Source organism: [Clostridium] scindens (genome assembly GCF_019597925.1).
Classification (GTDB): domain Bacteria; phylum Bacillota; class Clostridia; order Lachnospirales; family Lachnospiraceae; genus Clostridium_AP.
Genome location: NZ_CP080442.1, coordinates 2,624,045 through 2,644,813, shown reverse-complemented (window position 1 = coordinate 2,644,813; position 20,769 = coordinate 2,624,045). Strand labels below are relative to the sequence as shown.

19 protein-coding genes are annotated in these 20,769 nt (G+C 31.6%); all 19 read left to right on the top strand.

All coding sequences use genetic code 11. The features are described from left to right. Nucleotides 1-840 precede the first annotated feature (840 nt). The 19 genes from K0036_RS12690 to K0036_RS12600 all read left to right on the top strand — a co-directional run bounded on the left by K0036_RS12690 (nt 841) and on the right by K0036_RS12600 (nt 20,726). Nucleotides 841-1,746: a nucleotidyltransferase family protein gene (locus K0036_RS12690; RefSeq protein WP_220429896.1), complete on the top strand. Its 906-nt coding sequence runs from the start codon at nt 841-843 to the stop codon at nt 1,744-1,746. A 223-nt stretch (nt 1,747-1,969) separates the two neighbouring features. Then, nucleotides 1,970-2,764: a glycosyltransferase gene (locus K0036_RS12685; protein WP_220429895.1), complete on the top strand. Its 795-nt coding sequence runs from the start codon at nt 1,970-1,972 to the stop codon at nt 2,762-2,764. Nucleotides 2,765-2,786: 22 nt separating this feature from the next. Continuing rightward, on the top strand, nt 2,787-3,653 hold the full coding sequence (locus tag K0036_RS12680; protein ID WP_220429894.1) for an NAD-dependent epimerase/dehydratase family protein: 867 nt from the start codon (nt 2,787-2,789) through the stop codon (nt 3,651-3,653). Next, nucleotides 3,643-4,695, top strand: coding sequence for an acyltransferase family protein (locus tag K0036_RS12675; protein ID WP_220429893.1), 1,053 nt, complete (start codon nt 3,643-3,645; stop codon nt 4,693-4,695). Before K0036_RS12680 ends, K0036_RS12675 begins: the two co-directional genes overlap by 11 nt. A 4-nt stretch (nt 4,696-4,699) precedes the next feature. Continuing rightward, the gene (gmhA, locus tag K0036_RS12670; protein WP_220429892.1) at nt 4,700-5,275 is read left to right on the top strand and encodes a D-sedoheptulose 7-phosphate isomerase; all 576 of its coding nucleotides are present in this window, start codon (nt 4,700-4,702) and stop codon (nt 5,273-5,275) included. A gap of 21 nt (nt 5,276-5,296) precedes the next feature. Beyond that, nucleotides 5,297-6,511: a glycosyltransferase family 9 protein gene (locus K0036_RS12665; RefSeq protein WP_220429891.1), complete on the top strand. Its 1,215-nt coding sequence runs from the start codon at nt 5,297-5,299 to the stop codon at nt 6,509-6,511. An 8-nt stretch (nt 6,512-6,519) separates the two neighbouring features. After that, a complete protein-coding gene (gene rfaE1 / locus K0036_RS12660; protein WP_220429890.1) occupies nt 6,520-7,965 on the top strand; it encodes a D-glycero-beta-D-manno-heptose-7-phosphate kinase in 1,446 nt (481 codons plus the stop codon). Continuing rightward, entirely contained in the window at nt 7,965-8,507 is a 543-nt protein-coding gene (locus K0036_RS12655; protein WP_220429889.1) for a D-glycero-alpha-D-manno-heptose-1,7-bisphosphate 7-phosphatase, read from the top strand. The genes rfaE1 and K0036_RS12655 overlap by 1 nt, the downstream gene beginning before the upstream one ends. Next, nucleotides 8,494-9,750: a lipopolysaccharide biosynthesis protein gene (locus tag K0036_RS12650; protein ID WP_220429888.1), complete on the top strand. Its 1,257-nt coding sequence runs from the start codon at nt 8,494-8,496 to the stop codon at nt 9,748-9,750. Before K0036_RS12655 ends, K0036_RS12650 begins: the two co-directional genes overlap by 14 nt. A 907-nt stretch (nt 9,751-10,657) precedes the next feature. After that, nucleotides 10,658-11,347: a glycosyltransferase family 2 protein gene (locus tag K0036_RS12645; RefSeq protein WP_220429887.1), complete on the top strand. Its 690-nt coding sequence runs from the start codon at nt 10,658-10,660 to the stop codon at nt 11,345-11,347. Between the two features lie 8 nt (nt 11,348-11,355). Then, on the top strand, nt 11,356-11,742 hold the full coding sequence (locus tag K0036_RS12640; protein ID WP_220429886.1) for a DUF2304 domain-containing protein: 387 nt from the start codon (nt 11,356-11,358) through the stop codon (nt 11,740-11,742). A 28-nt stretch (nt 11,743-11,770) separates the two neighbouring features. Further along, nucleotides 11,771-13,741 (top strand): DUF2142 domain-containing protein, encoded by a 1,971-nt coding sequence (locus tag K0036_RS12635; protein ID WP_220429885.1) that lies wholly within the window; start codon nt 11,771-11,773, stop codon nt 13,739-13,741. A 311-nt stretch (nt 13,742-14,052) separates the two neighbouring features. Then, on the top strand, nt 14,053-14,829 hold the full coding sequence (locus K0036_RS12630; RefSeq protein WP_220429884.1) for an ABC transporter permease: 777 nt from the start codon (nt 14,053-14,055) through the stop codon (nt 14,827-14,829). A 9-nt stretch (nt 14,830-14,838) separates the two neighbouring features. Then, entirely contained in the window at nt 14,839-15,573 is a 735-nt protein-coding gene (locus K0036_RS12625) for an ABC transporter ATP-binding protein (RefSeq protein WP_220429883.1), read from the top strand. A gap of 12 nt (nt 15,574-15,585) precedes the next feature. Beyond that, nucleotides 15,586-16,143 carry a hypothetical protein gene (locus tag K0036_RS12620; protein WP_220429882.1) on the top strand — a complete coding sequence of 186 codons (558 nt, stop codon included), beginning with the start codon at nt 15,586-15,588 and terminating at the stop codon, nt 16,141-16,143. Nucleotides 16,144-16,147: 4 nt separating this feature from the next. After that, a complete protein-coding gene (locus tag K0036_RS12615; RefSeq protein WP_220429881.1) occupies nt 16,148-17,119 on the top strand; it encodes a glycosyltransferase family 2 protein in 972 nt (323 codons plus the stop codon). A 3-nt stretch (nt 17,120-17,122) separates the two neighbouring features. Then, nucleotides 17,123-18,571 carry a rhamnan synthesis F family protein gene (locus K0036_RS12610; RefSeq protein WP_220429880.1) on the top strand — a complete coding sequence of 483 codons (1,449 nt, stop codon included), beginning with the start codon at nt 17,123-17,125 and terminating at the stop codon, nt 18,569-18,571. Continuing rightward, nucleotides 18,555-19,787 carry a glycosyltransferase gene (locus K0036_RS12605; RefSeq protein WP_220429879.1) on the top strand — a complete coding sequence of 411 codons (1,233 nt, stop codon included), beginning with the start codon at nt 18,555-18,557 and terminating at the stop codon, nt 19,785-19,787. The genes K0036_RS12610 and K0036_RS12605 overlap by 17 nt, the downstream gene beginning before the upstream one ends. A 12-nt stretch (nt 19,788-19,799) precedes the next feature. Next, nucleotides 19,800-20,726 carry an NAD-dependent epimerase/dehydratase family protein gene (locus K0036_RS12600; protein WP_220429878.1) on the top strand — a complete coding sequence of 309 codons (927 nt, stop codon included), beginning with the start codon at nt 19,800-19,802 and terminating at the stop codon, nt 20,724-20,726. Nucleotides 20,727-20,769: the final 43 nt, after the last annotated feature.

Genomic DNA, 20,769 nt, shown 5'->3' with positions numbered 1-20,769 from the left:
TCTGTATAGAAATTGAAGAGCAATCAGGTACAGAGGTTGTCGGTAACACTCTGCTTGCGTAAAATGTGTTAGGCAACCCGCCTGGGGGCAAGGTTCTTCTGGTAACAGGCCGTACAGATATGTGTAAAAGTAATGAAGGTTTAATGGCAATTATCACGAATGCTTATGAGATGGTTTGATATGGCAATCTTTTATTCTTATCTATGGAAAATGCTGTTACAAAAAGGCGTTGCACTTTAAAAAAGGGTTTTGTCACTTATACATATGCTGCTTGATAATGGATAGGGACAGTGGGGAAGGAATTCTTTGTAAGTTAGGAATCTTACTCGAGGAATTGTTTTGGATTTTAGAAAACATTACTATTGACCGACTGAAAGATATACGATTTGTAGAGGAGAGGAATTTTTGTGCTTGCGTAAAAGAGAGAATATTTCTTAATTCGTTTTTCTTAAAAAAGTACTTGTCGAGGAGTTATATATGCACTTAGATGACAGGAGGTTTTATTGATGGATACTTAATTTTGTTACACCTGTATTTATACCTGGAAATTGGAAACCTATATACATTTCCACTATGGTTAGGGGGCCATTTATGAGAAGATGCAAAAAATAAGGAAGAAACGGGTAATAAAATACAAAACTATTGGAGAACGTTAGGAATTAAGCATATTACATTTACAAATAAACAATTTTACGTTAAGGCTTGTTTGTTAAATATGAATGTTGAAAGGTTTGTAAGTAATATAGGTAATAAAAGGGACACATTCGACATATCGAAATGGATGTGATACAATCGTTTTGAAATATAATTCAGGAAAGACTAGTAATTGGAGGAAGGATAATGGGAAAGGCAACATTAGTAATAATGGCGGCTGGTATTGGAAGCCGTTTTGGAGGAGGGATAAAACAGTTAGAGCCTGTTGGACCGAATGGTGAGATTATTATGGATTATTCGATTAAAGACGCGTTAGAGGCTGGTTTTAATAAAATAGTATTCGTTATTAGAAAAGATATTGATAAAGATTTTAAACAAATAATAGGAAAACGTATTGAGAAAAATATTGAAGTTAAATATGCATATCAAGAAGTAGATGATATACCCAGAGAATTTAAAACTAAATTTATAAATCGTAAAAAACCATGGGGAACAGGTCAGGCAATTCTCTGCTGTAAGGATGTTATTCAGGAGCCATTCTTGGTTATAAATGCGGATGACTATTACGGCAAAGAAGCCTATAGGATATCTTATGAGTATTTAATTGAACTAAAAAATAATCAAAATGTTAAGAAATTATCTGCCTGTATGATAGGATTTGTGTTAAAAAATACCTTAAGTGAAAATGGTGGTGTTACACGAGGTGTTTGTACAGTGGATAAAAAGCATATGCTTTCAGAAATTGTGGAAACACATAATATAGTTAAAACAACGGCTGGTGCACAGGTGGAAAAAGGGAATTGCAGTATACCAATAGATATAGATTCAGTGGTGTCTATGAATATGTGGGGGTTTACCCCGACTTTTTTTGAAAGTTTATCTTTGGGGTTTAAAAAATTCCTTAGTGAATTGCAAGAAGAAGATCTAAAGACTGAATATTTGCTGCCCACTATTATTGGAGAAATGTTAGAAAATGGCCTTATTGAAGTGAAAGTATTAGAATCTTCAGATAAATGGTTTGGAGTTACTTATAAAGAAGATAAGATTGAAGTTATGGAAGCAATACGTAAGTTGAATATAGAAAACAGGTAGACATAGAGAGGAAACCAATTGAGCAAATATTGGTTTGGCTGTTTAATAAAATATTAAGATTAATAAGGATCACTATTGGTGGTTAAGATTGCTACCGATAGTGTCTTTATTAAATTTTATCTTTATATAATAATAAAATTTTCGTTTTTGCTAGGGTTTGACTTTTAACTTATTATTTAATATAATAAATCATGGTATTTTGGGGGAGAAAGGAAATAACAATATGTTTACAGGAGCAGATCATACGTTTGTAATATGTGCATATAAGGAAAATGCATATTTAGAAAACACAATAAAAACTTTATTGAGTCAATCTGTTAAGAGTAGAGTCGTGCTTTCAACTTCTACTCCTAATGATTATATTAAAAATATTTGTGGAAAATATAATATTCCTATCATAATTAATTCTGAACCACACTTAGCAGGAGATGATTGGAATTATGGTTACAATCAGGTAAACACTCCGTTGGTGACGATTGCCCATCAAGATGATTTATATGCGAAAGATTTTTTGAAAGGAACATTAGAGGCTTTAAATTCTGCAACTGATCCCCTCCTGAGTTTTACGGATTATTGTGAATTGAAAAAGGGAAAAAAAGAGACAACAAATTTGTTGTTAAAAATAAAAAGAATTATGAATTTTCCTTTGAAATTCAAAGTGCTACAAAACGTAGTCTGGCTTAGAAGAAGATTGTTGGGATTAGGATGCGCGATTTGTTGTCCCACTGTTACATTTGTAAAAACAAAACTTGGAAATGATATTTTTGACACATATTATAAAAATAGTTGTGATTATAAGACGTGGGTTGATTTGGCAAAGGAAAAAGGGGGATTTGTTTATATACCTCAAAAGTTACTATTACATAGGATATATCCGGAATCAGCGACAACATTGAATCTTAGTGAAAATATACGTAAGAAAGAAGATTTTGAAATATTATCTACATTATGGCCAAGGCCAATCGCATATTTAATTAATAAGTTATATGCAATTAGTGAAAAAAGTAATGTAGTATAGTAAATTAGTAAAGGAGAAAGAAATGAAAAAAATATTGGTTACTGGGGCATCTGGATATATTGGTAGACATATCGTGGAAACTTTGCTTAAAAAAGGACAGCAGGTCTTTGTGACAGATCTAGATATGTCCTGCTATGGAGATGAAGTTACAAAAATGGACATCCCTTTATTTGATGGCAACGTTAATATTTATAATGAAATGGACCGTCCTGATATATGCATACATTTGGCTTGGAAAGATGGCTTCTCCCATAAAGCCCATTCACATATGGAGAATCTATCTAGTCATTATGTTTTTATAAGAAATATGCTTTCAGGCGGATTGCCTCAAATAGTTGTGATGGGGTCAATGCATGAAGTAGGATATTGGGAAGGCGCTGTTACGGAAGAGACACCTGCAAATCCATTATCATATTATGGAATAGCAAAGAATGCCTTGCGAGAAGCTACTAGAGAATTATGTAAAGAATATGGAGCGACATATCAATGGATACGAGCATTCTATATTTTAGGAGATGATATGAAAAATCATTCCATTTTTACTAAAATTATAGAGGCTGAAAATGAAGGAAAAAAAGTTTTTCCATTTACAACAGGTAAAAATAAATATGATTTTATAGATGTAAATGAACTATCAGAACAGATAGCATTAACAGCTATGCAGAAAGAGATTAGCGGAGTAATTAATTGTTGCTCTGGAGTACCTGTAAGTTTGGGAGATAAAGTAGAAGAATTTTTGAGAAAAAAAGGTTTTAAGATACAATTACAATATGGTGCTTTTCCGGAAAGGCCATATGATTCGCCGGAAATATGGGGGGATAATAGTAAGATTAAAAAAATAATAGAGAATTACCGAAACACAGGAGGAATCGAAAATAGTGAGTGTTAGGTTAGGGGAAGTGCAAGGAATGAGTCATAATCTACATTTTTTTAGATTTGCTGCGGCGATTCTAGTAATTATGAGTCATTCTTTTGCATTATCTTCAGGAAATTTTGAAGGGGAATGGTTTTATCATTATTCGGGTGGACAAGTAACAATGGGAGCCTTTGCTGTTGGAGTTTTCTTTTTGTACTCAGGATTTTTAATAACAAGAGGTTTTAAAAAGGCTCCAACGGGAAAAGAATTTTTTGTAGTAAGATGTGCTAGGATTTTTCCACTATTGTTTATGACAGTTAGTTTATCCGTAATAATACTTGGACCGCTGATGACCCAAGTTAGTCTTACTGAATATTTTAAAGATATAAATACCTATAAATATTTTCTGAATTCAATTTTTGTTTTACAGCATGATCTACCAGGGGTATTTAAAGATAATATTTATACTGCGACGGTTAATGGAGCATTATGGACATTGCCGGTAGAGTTTTTGTGTTATGTTATATGTTTTGGTGGGCATAAACTAAAAATATTAGTAAAAGGTAGACTGTGGATGACAATACCGTTTGTTATATTGGGGAGTTTAGGAACGTGTTATATTGCCGCTAAGGTAGAAATGCCTATGTTGACAACTGTTCTTTTTCCTGTGTTATGTTTTTGTGTAGGAGTGCTTTTTGCAATTTATAGAGACTGTATTATAATGAATTATTGTTGGTTTATAGTGCCTTTAGTTCTTTTTGGCATCTTGGGGTACCTGGGATATTTGAAATTAGGATTTGTTTTGTTCTTTTCTTATAGTTTAATATATATTGCGTTTGGAAGTAGAGAATTATTTCCTCATATGTGGAAAAGTGGCAATTGGTCATATGCGATGTATCTATGCGGATTTCCAATCCAACAGGCAGTTGTTGCAATAAATGGAGGAAGAATGAATCCATATATTAATATGATTATCACTATACCGATTATTATTTTTATTGCAATTTTGCTTTATGAAACCATAGAAAAAAGAGTATCAGAGAATTTAAATAAATTAAAAGCAGAAAGAGATTAGAATTATGAAAGAGTATATTAAAGATGTAATTGATGAGAAAAAGATATGTTTAGAAAAAATGCAAAGCGATTATTATATAGAAAAGATTGTTCAAATTTCGGAAAGTGTAATTAATACATTGAAAGCAGGACATAAATTATTAATCGCGGGGAATGGGGGATCAGCAGCTGATGCACAGCATTTTGCAGCAGAATTAGTTGGACGCTTTGAGACGGAAAGACGAGGGCTGCCTGCCATTGCATTAACTACTGATACATCTATTCTTACAAGCGTGGCAAATGATTATTCGTTTGGGAATATATTTTCCAGACAGTTAGAAGCAATATCTCAAGAGGGAGATGCATTTATTGGCATATCAACAAGTGGTAATTCTGAGAATATTATTAAAAGTGTTAGCCTGGCTAGAGATAAGGGAATATTTACAATAGGATTGTTGGGAAAAGATGGAGGAAAGTTATGCGAAGCCTGTGATTTGTCATTGATAGTACCTGCAGATAAAACGGCGAGAATACAGGAGTTACATGAAATGTGTATCCATATTATTTGTTCATTTGTGGATCAAGCATTTAAAGAATATTAATGGGTATATGAGGAATTAAGAATGAAAGATAATTCATATAATATTTCTAATGTTTTTTTGAAAATTAATCAAACACTTTGGAGAGTATCTTCTTTACAGAGAATAAGAAGTCTGTTTTACTTTATCGATAGAATATTGCTTATAGGTTTAAACAAGAAGAAGAGTATAGGTTTATCGAGCAAAAAGAAGGTGCTAATCGTATATAATATGGCTTTGGGAGATGGGATTATGTTTTTGGGAATTGCTCATCATTATAGGAAATTGTACCCAAAAGACAAGTATGAATTATCTATAGCTTGCCAAAGTGCTTTTAAATCTTTGTATGAAAAAACTGGATTATTTGATTATGTACTTCCGTTTGATTTTGCCGATGCAATATTAAACTTAAAAAAGAGAAAAATATTATTTAAGAGGATTAGGTCCCAAACTTATGATATTATAATAGATCCTGTAGGTTGTGATAGTTGTACAACAAATGTTTTTATAACACGTGCTGCGTTAGGAAAATTCAAAATAGGAGTGATTGATAGTACCCTTCCACATGTCCAATGTCCAAAGTGGATGAGAAATAGAATATATGATAAGGTTATAGAACTGGATAGACATAAAATGCATCTTATAGAATTTTATGCTGAATTTATTAAAAAACTAGGGGATGAAACATGCATTCCTCATCCGGCGAATTTCCCAACTGTTAAATTAAAGTTAGACTTACCACAAAAGTTTTTTATAATTTTCCCTACTGCTAGTATGGCAGTAAAACGCTGGCCGCTAGATAGGTTTGCTTATTTAGCAAAAAAAATCCAGAACAAGACAGGAATGAAACTGGTTGTTTGTGGAACCAATCATGATTGGCCAATTATTAAACAATTTATTGAATTGATTCCTGAAGTAGACAAAATGAATTTTGTTGGAAAAACAGATATTTGTGAGTTCGTTGAATTAGTGGGAAGAGCATCTTTGGTTGTTACAAATGATACTAGCGCTTACCACATAGCGGTAGCCAAACAATGCGATGTGGCTTTGATTTGCGGAGGATACACTTATACTCGATATGCAAATTATGACTATGCTAAAGAAGGGTATAAAAATCCTAATTTGATTTGCAATAAGATGGAGTGTTATGATTGTAATAATTATTGTAGATATAGCAACAAAGAAATTTTCCCTTGTATTGAAAATATTACAAAAGAGATGGCTTGGGATGTTGTAAGTAAAATGTTAACGAAGGAGTAGTAAAAAATATGAATGCTGAATTTTTGCATAATATAAAAACTTTAAATATATTAGTAATTGGAGATTTTATGGTTGACAAATATATTGAGGGCAATGTTAGCAGAATTTCTCCCGAAGCACCTGTTCCAGTGCTCGAAGTCACGAATAAAATAAGTAAACTTGGAGGGGCAGGGAACGTAGTAAATAATATAGCGATGTTAGGAGCGAAGGTTAGAACTGTAGGATGCATAGGGTTAGATATTGATGGTCAATGGATAAAAGGAGAATTGAATTCGAAAGATATAGATACAAATTTCCTTATGCAAAGTGAAAATGTCAAGACTATTGTGAAAACGCGTTTGGTTTCTAAAAAGCAACAATTTTTACGTTGTGATGAAGAGGTGATCCAAGATGCTTCTGATGAATTTTATGGTTTTGTTTCAGAGAATATAGATAGTATATTTGAACAGGTAGATGTGTTAATTATTTCAGATTATGGGAAAGGAACTATTCGAAAAGATATAGCGCAACTATTAATTAGATATGCAAATACAAAACATATAGTTAGTGTTGTTGATCCCAAAGGTACAGATTATACAAAATACAGTGGTGCGTTTGTCTGTACGCCAAATATGAATGAATTGCGGCAGGTTAGTAGAAAAAATATAAAAACTGAGATAGAAATTGAAAAGAATGGAAGAAAACTAAAAGAAGGATTACAAATAAAAAACTTAATGATTACTAGATCTGAAAAAGGTATATCGTTGATCGGGAATGAAAATATAAAAAAGGACTTTCCGGCAATTGAAAAAGATGTTGTAGATGTTACAGGTGCTGGTGACACAGTGGTATCGGTTGTTGCTGTATGCTTAGGAGTTGGATATACAATAGAAGAGTGTTGCATTGTTGCAAATATTGCAGCATCAATAGTATGCTCAAAATTTGGAACATCAACGCTATCTTTAAATGAATTAATAAGCAGTATTATTACTAGTGGTGAATTTAAAGAAATTGATCTACAAGTGGCTAAATATATCGTGTCGGGATTGCATGAAAAAGGGAAAAAACTGGTATTTACAAATGGGTGTTTTGATCTGCTTCATGCAGGTCATATACATTCTTTTTTGCAAGCAAAAAAATTTGGAGATGTTTTAATTGTTGCAGTAAATAGTGATTCATCAGTAAAAAAAATTAAAGGCGATAAACGACCTATTATAAGTCAAGAGAATCGAATAAAAATGTTATGTAGTATAGAGTGTGTGGATTATGTTGTAGTCATGGATGACACGACACCAGAAAGAATACTTAAGATTTTGCAACCTGATATAGTAGTAAAGGGGAAAGACTGGGAAGGAAAAGAGATGCCTGAGAAGACGATTATAGAGTCCTATGGAGGAAGTATGATATTTATAGATTTGGAAAAAGGTCTCTCAACTACTAATATAATCAACAGAATATCCGAGGTATATAATTAATGAAAAGAGGAGTTTCAGCAGTCTTTCTTGATAGGGATGGGACAATTAATGTAGATTATGGCTATGTTTACGAAAAAGAAAAATTGCAATTTATTGACGGAGCTGTACAAGGATTAAAACTGCTTCAGGCTGCAGGCTATAAATTAATTATTGTGACAAACCAATCGGGTATTGCTAGAGGTTTTTTTTCAATAGAACAAATGGAGGAGTTTCATAAAAATATGCTCGATAAATTAGCGGAAGAAGGAGTTGTAATAAGTCGAATATATTATTGCCCTCATTTGAATGGATGTGAGTGTAGAAAACCTCAATTGAAATTATTTTATCAAGCACAGAAGGAATTTGACTTAGACTTTGCAAAATCATATGTGATTGGTGACAAATTGAGGGATTTGGCACTATGTGAAAAAGAACCAGTTAAAGGATATTTGATAAACGCAGAAAAGAAAATTATTGCAAAGGATAAGAATATTATAATTTGCAATAATTTGTTGTCTGCGGCTAAAGATATAGTGGGTTTCAAAAATCATGAAAGTTATTAAAGATATAGAACCAACAGATAAACAAAATTTTATATGGAATATGATTGGCAGTGGTGTATATTCCGCTTCATCAATGCTTTTATCTTTATTTGTAATTAATATAGTAGGCGCTGAAGAAGGTGGGATGTTTTCAATTGCATTAACTCTTAGCCAAATGCTTGTCTATATAGCTTATTTTGAAATGAGAACATATCAGATTACAGATTCGAAGAATGAGTTTAAATTTTCGGAATATCATATGGCCAAAATTATCTTATGTGTTATAATGCTCATAGTATCTCTAGGATATATCCTAATAAAGAATTATAATTTTGAAAAATCCATTATAGTTATGCTTGTATGCTTCTTGCGGTTGCTTGATGGTTACGCAGATGTTTATGAATCACATTTCCAAAAAATTGGTAGATTGGATCTGGCAGGAAAGTCCCTGGCGTATAGGACAATTTTATTTGTTTTAGTATTGCTTGTGGGATTACTATTATCAGGGAAATTAGTTATATCATTAGTTATTGCTGATATAATAGCGATATTTGGTGTTTGGTATTATGATATAAGAAGAATGCAGATGTTTTGTAAAATAGAAGTGAGTTTTGATATAAGTAAAATAGTTAAAATAATCAGGAGTTGTTTTCCCCTTTTTATTGGAGTGTTCTGTTGGACTTATATTTTAAGTGCGTCAAGAATAGCAATAGATGGGAATATGACGAATAAATATCAGGCATATTATCAGATTATATTCATGCCGGTTTCAGTAATAAATCTATTTGCAGGATTTGTTCTTAGGCCATTGTTACCACGGTTGTCTGAAAGTTTTTATACTAAAAAATTCCATGATTTTAAAATGATTCTGACGAAAGTGTTTTTGGGGATGGGCGTTATTACTTTGGTTTGTATGATAGGTGGATTTTTACTAGGGATACCAGTTCTTTCTATGCTATCTGGATGCAATTTAACCCCATATAAAGGGATTTTGGTCTTTTTACTTTTTGCAGGTGGAATTAATGCCGTTGGCTTTACTATGTATTATATATTGACAATAATGAGATGTATGAAAAGTGTTTTAGTGGATTATATTGTTGTTGCTATTGTAGCAGGCATAATATCAGGTCCTTTAGTTAGATTAGATGGAATCCGAGGCGCTTCAATAAGTTTCTTTGTGACAGTAGTTTTACTTTGTATACTATTTGGAGGATCCATATTTATTGAGAGTTATAAAATACATAAGTCAATGGCTTGCCAATAGTAATAATATAGTTAAAACAAGTAGAGCGTTATACGTCAATATAATTTTTCGAGATATTATTTCTGGTGTTTGTGCGTACGAGTAGGATAGATTATGCAAACTAACAGATGATAATAGATTATTCAAGTCATAAAGTTACTTGTTGTTTTTTATTTTGTGTAAGTTTATTTAAACGATAGTATGTCTTTAAACGACAAGGAATCTGTTCCAATATGTGATATTGTTTTTAATGACTGTCATTTTTATTTGTATTATAATATATTGCTTGTCAATATCTAATAAATAGTATTTAAACTTAATGTGATGTTAGGAATGACTTATAGAGAAAATCAAATTTTGACAACGGTGCCTGTAATAATATGATTTCTTCGTTTTTATGTTAATTTGTTTAGTGAATAGGGAGTTGAACAGAGATTTATATTGGAAAGTTATGTGTTACTTTGTGATTTTTATTCTAGTTCTTATTGCATCTTAGTTGATATTCAAAATATTGTCTAGAGATTTGTCAAGAACTATGCAAAATGATGGACTTTTCTATAATTATATTACAGTATTTGTATTTGGAGTTTCTTATGCTTGTTTTTGTTATTTAAATTTATTGATTTAACTTTTGTAGTATATTTTTGTATCAATTTACCAATTTTAGAGGTTTTATGTGTAAAAAGATAATTTCATTACAGCAATTAGGAAGCAGTAACTAGTATTGCATTATATAATTTTGAGTGTCACTATTGTGCTTTTATACTGTTTTATAATAGAATACGTGTGAAAAGGAATATTTATTAAATTAAATGTTTCTGATATACTGAATAGGTATAGGCAAAAAGGTAAAGTGTTGGAGAAATAGAATTTCTTCGATAAATGGGTAGGAAAACTATTAATGTCTTTAGCGAATTAGGGGGAACTGATGAAAAAGTTAATTATTATACCTGCATATAATGAAGGTGAGAGTATAAAAGAGACTATTGAAGAGGTAAAGAAAAAGGCGCAAGACTTTGATTATGTTGTCATAAATGATTGCTCTGTAGATGATACAAGGAAAGTTTGCGAAAATAATGGTTATAATATTATTAATTTACCTGTAAATTTAGGAATTGGCGGAGCTGTTCAGACAGGATACAAATATGGAATTAAAGAGGGATATGATTTGGCAGTCCAAATAGATGGCGATGGGCAGCATGATGCTGGTTTTTTGGAAAGTATGTCTGATTATATGAAGGATAAAGAAGTGGATATGGTAATTGGATCTCGCTTTATTAATAAAGAGGGGTTCCAGTCATCAAGTACAAGAAGAATTGGAATAAAATATTTTACAGGGTTGATAAGGCTGCTAACAGGAAGAAAAATCACAGACCCTACTTCAGGACTAAGAATGGTAAATCTAAAGGTAATGAAAATGTTTGCGGAAGACTATCCAAAAGATTATCCCGAACCAGAGAGTGTTGTGGCAATTTTAAGAAATGGAATGAAGGTGGAAGAAATTCCTGTAATAATGAGGGAGCGAAGTGGGGGGATTTCTTCCATTTCTGTAAAGAAATCAATATATTATATGGTGAAGGTATCTTTGGCAATTTTAATCGAATGTGTTAGAAAGTAGGTGGGGAAATGAATATAAAAATACAAGTTTTTGTTGCTCTTTTTATTATACTTGCATTGGTTATTATAATTAATATGATACGGAAAAAATCTTTGGAATTGAGATATGCACTTGCTTGGTTATTGGTGGGTATCAGTATTTTTATTCTTGATATGTTTCCACAATTAATTACTTGGATGGCAAATATTGTGGGAATAGGCGTGCCGGTTAATATGTTATTCTTTTTGGGCTTTTGTTTTTCTCTTGGTATAATATTTATATTGACAATTGCTGTTTCAAGAATGTCAATTAAGGTTAAAAACCTGGCGCAAGAACTGGCTTTATTTGAAAAAGAAAGTAAAAATAATGAAGAAAACGAGCGTAAAACAATTGATCAAGAATTAACAAAGCGATAAGGAAGGGTTAAGAGAGGAAGAAGATGTGGTGTTAAATTGGGAAAAGTATAGTAAAAAGATAAAAAAAATAATTTTAATAATAGTTTCGATTCTAATATTAATTGCCACCTCTTTATATACATATAAAGAGTCTATTATTCCATCTAGTGTTGAAGGAAAAAATCTTATTGGGTGGACAGAGAATGATAATGAAATTGACTTAATACATGGTGAAACGATAAGCCAAGAGATATACATTGCTGATGGCAATATGTCTAGGATAAAATTATGCTTTAGAAAAAAGAATAGTAAAAAATATAGTGGTAATATAAATATCTCTATCTATAAGAAAGAGAATAATGAATTAATTCAAAGTTGGGAAAATCAAATAAGAGATTTACCAGTAGATGCAATTAGTACTTTTGAATTAAAAAAGCCATTAAAAAGTATTAATGAATCGTATCTTTTGAAAATATATGTAAACGAGGCAGCCTCTGGCAGTATAAGTGTTGTGTATTCTGAGAAAAATGAGTCTCTAGGGCTGAAAAAAAATGAGACTTATATAAAAGGAGGACTTAATCTCTCTATTGTTGCACAAGGAAATGATATTATTAAAAAAGTCTATGTATGTTGTCTAATACTATTGTTTTCTACATTAGGTTTAGGAATTTGGGGAATAATTAAAAAATTTAAGACTGAAAATATTTTTCTAGTAATGGTTCTTGGAATTGGCTTGACATATATTCTCATATTCCCAACAGGTACTGTGCCAGATGGTAGAACGCATTTTGCGTCTACGTATTCTGAATCAAGTAAGTTGCTAGGACTTGAAAATATAGATAGTAATGGCAATGCGATTTTATATGAGGAAGGGTACTCCTTATACACACATCCTAATAAAAGTTCTTATATAGATCTTTACGAAGATTGGGATGCACCTAACACGCATACAGAAGAGAGCCTTAAGGCCGCTTCTGTTATAGATAGGGGCTTAATCTTTTATTTACCGCAAATATTAGGGATAACTCTGGCTAGGATTCTTTCTTTAAATGCATTTAGTGTAATGATATTTGGAAGAGTATTCTCTTTATTTACGTATGCTTTTGTGATAAGATACGCAATAAAATTGATGCCTTTTGGGAAAATGGTGATTTATTTAACTTCTTTATTGCCAATGACATTAGAATTAGGGACTTCTTATTCATATGATAGTTTTTTAATTACACTGTCATTTTTTACAATAGCATACAATTTTTATTTGATTTATACTAAGGAAAAAGTTCAAATAGCAGACTGGGTGGTTTTGTCTTGTTTATGTATCATTTTGTCTGCTATAAAGATAGTCTATATTTTTATACCTATGATGTGTCTTCTTATAAACAATGCTAAGTGTATAAGAAAAAAGACAAGTTGTATAATAGTTGCATTGGCAGGAATAATTAGTGTAGGTGCTACCCAATTAAGTAGAATGTTGGGGATCTTAAACGGCGGTAATACTATCGGTATTGGTAGCGAGGGAGCGGTAAGTCATTACACACTAGGTCATATTGTTAAAAACCCTTTGAAAACATTATGGATTTTTTATTCTACATTAGAGGAAAAGATTGATTTTTATTTTTCCAGTATGTTGGGGGCAAACTTGGGGTGGTTAGATATACAAATACCAATAGTAATTGCTATTGGCTTTTTCCTGTTAATTTTATTATCAGCAATAAAAACTGAAAAAGATGTATTGCTCATAGATTCCAGTCAAAGAGTTTTTTATATTGCTATCTGTATATTAATGTTTTTCGCAATCCTGACAGTGCTTATGCTTGACTATACACAATTAGGAGGGAAGGTTGTTGAAGGGGTACAGGGCAGGTACTTCCTGCCATTTCTTCCAATATTTGCAATAGGTATAATGAGAAATAATACAGTTGTATTAAAGAAATCCTTGAATGATTTTATGATATGGTCAAGCATGATGCTTCAGTTTTATGTTGTTCAGCATATAATTAGAAGAATTGTAATGAGATAAAGATTATTTAAATTAAACTTGTAATTTTTTATCATTGCATATAGTAAGTAAAAAATGTAAGTTGATAATCTTTGTTAAGGGTGCTATAATTAAAAAGATTATTCTGAGAATTAAATTTAATAAAAAGTCAGGATTTGAATTTAATAAGTATCTTTTAAATGAAGAGTGGTTTTAAAATGTTATTTAATTGTAAAACAGTAATAGTTATTAATTAATTTGATTAACCAGCAGTATCGTTAGATACTGCTAGTTTGTGTTATTTCATATTTAAGATTAAAAATAAAATAGTTAATAATTTTAGGAGGTACAATGTGACACAATATGTACAAAATTTTTTGAAGTTCAGACCATTATTAAGTGAACTTGTTGCTAGGGATATAAAAATTAAATATCGCAGATCCATTTTGGGAGTTTTTTGGACATTATTGAACCCTCTTTGTATGATGGCTGTTCTTTCAGTAGTCTATATGAATTTATTTAAATTTGCAGTTGATAATTTTCCGCTGTACTTATTATGTGGTCAAGTTGTCTTTAACTTTTTTTCTGAGTCTACAACCTCTTCAATGGGAGCCATTATAGGAAATGCTTCTTTAATTAAGAAGGTATATATGCCTAAATATTTGTTTGTTCTATCTAGAATAGTTTCCAGTGTGATTAATTTAGGCGCTTCTTTCTGTGCACTGATCGTTGTCATGGTAGTAACAAGATCAGAATTGAATTGGACAGTTTTATTGTCGTGGATCCCACTTACTGTTTTAGTGGTATTTTCGGTAGGAATGGGGTTGCTCTTAGCAGCATTAACAGTTAAATTTCGTGATATTATGCACTTGTATTCTGTTTTTGTCACAGCACTGATGTATTTAACTCCAGTAATTTATCCAATGAATATTTTACCAGAATGGTTGTCTAAGATTGTTTTATTAAATCCAATTACTAACATGGTAATGATGTTCAGAGATACTATCATGTATAATTCATTACCGGGGGTTAAAAACTTGATGATATCTATCATTGAGGCTGTGATCATGGTTGCCATTGGAATGTGGGTATTTTATAAAAACCAGGATGATTTTATATTAAATGTTTAGGAGCAGATTATGGAAAAAGAGCATATGATTGTTGTCGACGATGTTTCAATGAAGTTTAATTTAGCATCAGAAAAGTTAGATAGTTTTAAAGAATTTGTAATTAAGACATTAAAGCATCAAGTGACTTATGATGAGTTTTGGGCATTAACGAATGTCTCTTTTACTGTTGATAAAGGAGATGCATTGGGACTAATTGGATTAAATGGTTCAGGTAAAAGCACGATGCTGAAAGTAATTGCTGGCGTTTTAAAACCTACAAAGGGCTCAGTACAGGTTTATGGATCGGTGGCCCCTTTAATAGAGTTAGGGGCAGGATTTGATATGGATCTGACTGCTAGAGAAAATGTTTATTTAAATGGCGCGATATTAGGATATCCTAGAAAAGAAATGGAAAAACATTATGAAGAGATTGTGGAATTTTCTGAATTGGGTGAATTCATGAATGTACCTGTAAAGAATTTTTCATCAGGCATGGTTTCTAGACTGGCTTTTGCAATAGCAACGATAGGAACGCCGGATATTTTAATTGTAGATGAAGTTTTATCAGTTGGTGATTTTAGATTTCAGGAAAAATGTGAGCGTAGAATTCAAAATATGATTGATAAAGGCACTACTATATTATTTGTTTCACATAGTATTTCCCAAGTAGAAAAACTGTGCAATAGAATTGTATGGTTAGATAGCGGATGCGTTAAAAGAATAGGAAATGTCAAAGACGTTTGTAATGAATATAAAAATTCATAAGGGAGATTAGAAATGAAAAGGTATTTGCAATGGATAATAATTATTAGTGTTTTGTTAGCGTCGTGTTTTGCATATGCGCATATAAATAAAATGCATTGTATGTATAATGTAGATATTGATCCAAGCGATTATGTAGCAATAGGAATGGAAGAAAATAAAATATATGAGCAGACATTTATATGTGGAGAGGATAAACTAGATGGTATAAATGTGAAAATTGCTACTGCAGGAGAAAGTCTTGAAAATGTCGTTTTGAAATATGAAATCCGTAATGGACAGGGGGAAAAGGTTGGAGCAGGAGAAATCCAAGGGAATCAGATAAAGAATAATAAGTTTAATAAATTGAAGATTAAACGAATTGAGGAAACTAAAGGGAAAAAATTTATTATTCGAACCAGTGTAGAAAATATTGATTCAACTAATGCAGTTAGTTTATATCAGGCGAATAATAATCTTGTTATGAAATATTATGTATTTAGGTTTGATTTGGAGACATTTGTTATTGGCTGCAGTTTTTGCTTATATATTTTCTTTTTCATGAAATTGTTATTTAAGTTGTTTAGGGAGTAGAAAAATGGATGTTACAATTGTGATTCCAACGAAGAACGCTGGGAAAATCTTAGAAAGAGTATTGGATATGGTTTTTAAACAAAAGACTCAATACTCTTATGAGGTAATATGTGTGGATTCTGGATCAAAAGATGGAACGTTAAATGTTTTAAATAAATATCCATGTAAAGTTTATGAAATTTTACCAGAAGAATTCGGACATGGGAAAACCAGAAATTTTGGGGCATCGAAAGGTAATGGAGAGTTTATAGTATTCATTACACAAGATGCAGCACCAGCAAATGAGAATTGGCTACAAGAGTTAGTTAATGCTATGAAGTTAGATGAAAAAATAGCTGGAGGATTTGGTATTCATTATCCTTATGAGGATTGTAATATCTTTGACAGAAGGGACTTATTGGCTCATTTTAGAAATTGGGGGACAGATAACACTATTTCTTACATCGAAGACTGGGACCGATATAATAAAGAACCGTCGTATATGCAGCATTTAGCATATTTCTCAGATAATAATTCTTGTATTAGAAGAAGCATATGGGAATTGTATAATTACCCAGATGTTGATTTTGCAGAAGATCAGATTTGGATGCGGAAGATGATGGAATTGGGATACAAGAAAGTTTATTGTCCTTATGCAGCAGTTTATCATTCACATAATTTTAGTCTAGCAACTTATTACCAAAGATACTATGATGAGTATAAAGGGCTTTATAGTATTCATGGGTATGTGGTGGCAAACCGTTGGATTGAATTACCATTTTTATGGCTAAAACACATTTATCGAGATTGTAAATATGTACATTTGCTTCCTATTACTACACGGGAAAAAATATATTGGATATATTATAGTATATGTAGAAATTATGGGAGATATTTTGGGGGCTATAAGGGAGGAAGGTACACTAGATATTCTAAGAGAAAGCAAGAAAAACTTGATAAAAGATTTTCGCAGCAATATAAACAAAGAAAGGCATAATTTATGAATAGATTTTTTAAAAGGTTATTAAAAAAAAGAAATAATAAAACTTGTCAAGATGATGACTATATGTTGCGAGCCTTTCCAACAGTAATTACTTCTGGTACTAGTGAGAATGAGTTACTTGAAAAGCCTCAAATTGCCATCCAGGTTCATATATATTTTGTGGAATTAATGGATGAGATGTTAGAGGCGGTAAATAATATTATATATCCATTCGATTGTTATATCTCTACTGATACAGTAGAGAAAAAAGAAATAATAGAAAAACAATTTGTTCCATTCTGTAATGCAAAAAATATAATCGTTGAAAATATTGAGAATAGAGGACGTGATGTTGCTCCCTTTTTGTGTCAGATAAAGCCTGTAATTAAAAAATATAAGTATATAGGCCATATCCATACCAAGCGATCTTTACATACAGATTTTGGCGAGGATTGGAGAAAATATTTGTTGAGGCATTTAATGGGGAGTCCCGAATATGTAAAAGGTGTTTTTAATCTGTTTGAGGCAAATCCAGATTTGGGATTTATTATGCCGGATGTTTATCCTGTTATAAAAGAGTATGTAAAATGGGATGGGGCAAAAGACTCTGTAAAAGAGATAATTAATAAAATAGGCTTGGATATTGATTTGCCTAATGAACCAATATTTCCAACTGGAAATATGTTTTGGGCTCGTTGCGAAGCCATAGAACCACTTTTTAAAGTAGGCTATACAATGAAGGATTTCCCGAATGAAGAGGGGCAATTAAACCTTACTTTGGCGCATTCTATAGAACGTTTGTGGATTTATTTAATGAAGGCTCAAGGATATTCTTATAGAATATGTGTAAACAAAATTACGAAGAATGATAAGAAAAGCAGAAGTTCGTATAACAGGCTTTTTGTTTATTCAGGAAGTGGTATGGAAAAGCAGTTAGAGGAATACGGAAAAGTCTATCGGCATAGTTATGAGAATTTGTCGATAGACATATTAAAAGAATACTCGCAAATAGTTTTTGTTGATGAGTCGTGTTTAGGACCAATTGATGATTTAGAAAATATTTTTGAAATTATGGATAGCCAAGAAGTCGATATGTGGAGTATGTTGGCAAAACCTATTTATTTTTTGGTTTTAAATAAAAAGATATTGGAATCAAGTATTTGGGAGAGGGATTGGAAATTAGAAAAAAAGCCAGAAGGATTATGTCAATATCTGTATGCAAATCTAATGAAAGAAGGTTATTCTTTTAAAACTTTTATTCATGAGAGTGAATATATTGATCAATGGGTTCATACTGATTCACCCCAAAATGAGTTACCATATGAATTTTTGTTATTAGGAGATCCGTTTATTAAAAAGGATGCTGTAGATTCATTAGAGAGTATGGAAAAAGAAAGATTAAAGTCTTTTTTAATGCAATTACCTAATGAAGAAAGGATAACTGAATTATATGAAAAATTTATTTAAATTTATTAAAAAGGCTGTTCGTTTTATAAGAAGAAGAGGGCTCCGAGGAGTACTTGAAAAAATGAAAGTAACTACTCCCCAAGTCGAGGTACTTAAGCATTTAGAATTTATTATGGACAGGAAGGAAATACCTTTTGAAAGAAAAGATTTCGAATTACACAAGGACGATAAAATTTTTCTTTTAAATTGGATAATACCTGAGATGGGAATTGGATCTGGGGGACATATTAACATTTTTAGATTTATAAGTAATTTAGAAAAGATGGGATTTCATAGTCGAGTTTACTTATATTTATCACCGAATTATAGAGATAATGAATCTGTTAGGAAATTTACTAAAGAACATTTTAGTATATTAGATTCAAAAGTAGAACTTTTTTATGATGTTTCCGAGATTAATTTTGCGCATGCGACAATTGCAACTTCTTGGCAAACAGCCTATTTCCTTAGAAATTACAAAAACACTATTACAAAATGCTATTTTGTTCAAGACTTTGAGCCATATTTTTACCCGATGGGATCATGCTACCAATTTGCTGAGAATACGTATAAGTTCGGCTTAAAAGGGATAACAGCAGGAGATTGGCTGAAGGAAAAATTACACGATGAGTATGGTATGGATACGGAAAGTTTTGGGTTTTCATATGATAAAGATTTATATAAGCCTCAAGAGAAAAAGACTTCTAAAAAAAGAATTTTCTTTTATGCACGGCCATATACAGCGAGAAGAGATTTTGAATTGGGGTTGTTAGCATTAGAGGAAATAACTAAGAGAATAAAAGATGTAGAGATTGTTTTTGCCGGGGAGGATATTAGTAAATATGTTATTCCTTTTAAACATCAAAATTTAGGAATAGTAAATATTGAAAAATTGTCTAATATATATTCACAGTGTGACCTATGTTTGATTATATCTAATACTAATTTATCCTTACTTCCTTTAGAAGTTATGGCATCTAACTCGGTTGCTGTTTGTTCAAAAGGGCCAAATAGCGCATGGCTGGTAAACTCTTGTAATGCGATATTAGTTGACTATGATCCCGTAGAAATTGCTGATACTTTAGAGTATTATTTGAATCACCTTGATAAATTGAAAGAAATTCGAAAAAAGGGAGTTGAGTTTGCGTCTAAAACATCTTGGACACAAGAGGCAGAAAAGGTTAGAGATGCTTTAATAAAGTGGATAGTACAAGATAAAGAGCAATATTTAAAATAAAAGGGGTAAAATATGGGTAGAAAAAGCGTTTTGATAATAGGTGGAAATGGTTTTATTGGTAATAATCTGGCGAGGGAATTAGTCAAACAAAATGATTTGGAAATATATAGTTTTGATCTTAATTTGCCTAAGGAACCAGTAGAAGGGGTCGAGTATTTAGCAGGAGACTTTTTTGACGATCTTGTTTTGAGAGATATGATAAAAGAAAAGGATTTAATAATTCATGCTATCAGTACAGTTAATCCTGGGAATTCAAATCAAAGATTTATGCAAGGTTATGGTAGAGATTTTATACAAACAGTTAAGTTATGTAATATGCTGATTGAGCAAAATAGTAATATGATTTTTTTGTCATCCGGTGGGACTGTTTATGGAATTCAGGAAATCCAGCCTATAAAGGAAACTGCGCTGCCAGTACCCATTAACCATTACGGAAGTATAAAGTTATGTATTGAGAACGTAATTAGAACCTTTAATACTCAATTACATACAAAAATGAGAATTGTCAGGATTGCAAATCCGTATGGACCGGGCCAAGATTATCACAAAGGTGTTGGTTTTATTGATGCTGCTATAAAAAAGGCTTTAAATAAGGAGCCTCTTGAGATATGGGGAAATGGAGAGATTATTAGAGATTATGTATATATAGGAGATGTCTGCAAAATGATTAAGTCACTTGTATATTATGAAGGGGATGAAGAAGTCTTTAATATAAGCACATGCCAGGGAGTTAGTCAAAATGACGTTATTAAAGAATTGCAGAATTTAGGAATATCTCTTGATCTTGAGTATAAAGAAAAACGAAGTGTTGATGTTGAAAAAACTATACTGGATAATTCAAAAATCAAACAAATTTATACAGACAAAATATTGACTTTTCATGAAGGTATGACAAAGTATTATAATTATATTAAAGAGACATTAGATTTGAAACATTAAAAATGGAAAACTTTAGACTACTTAATGAATTTGTCAAAGGGAG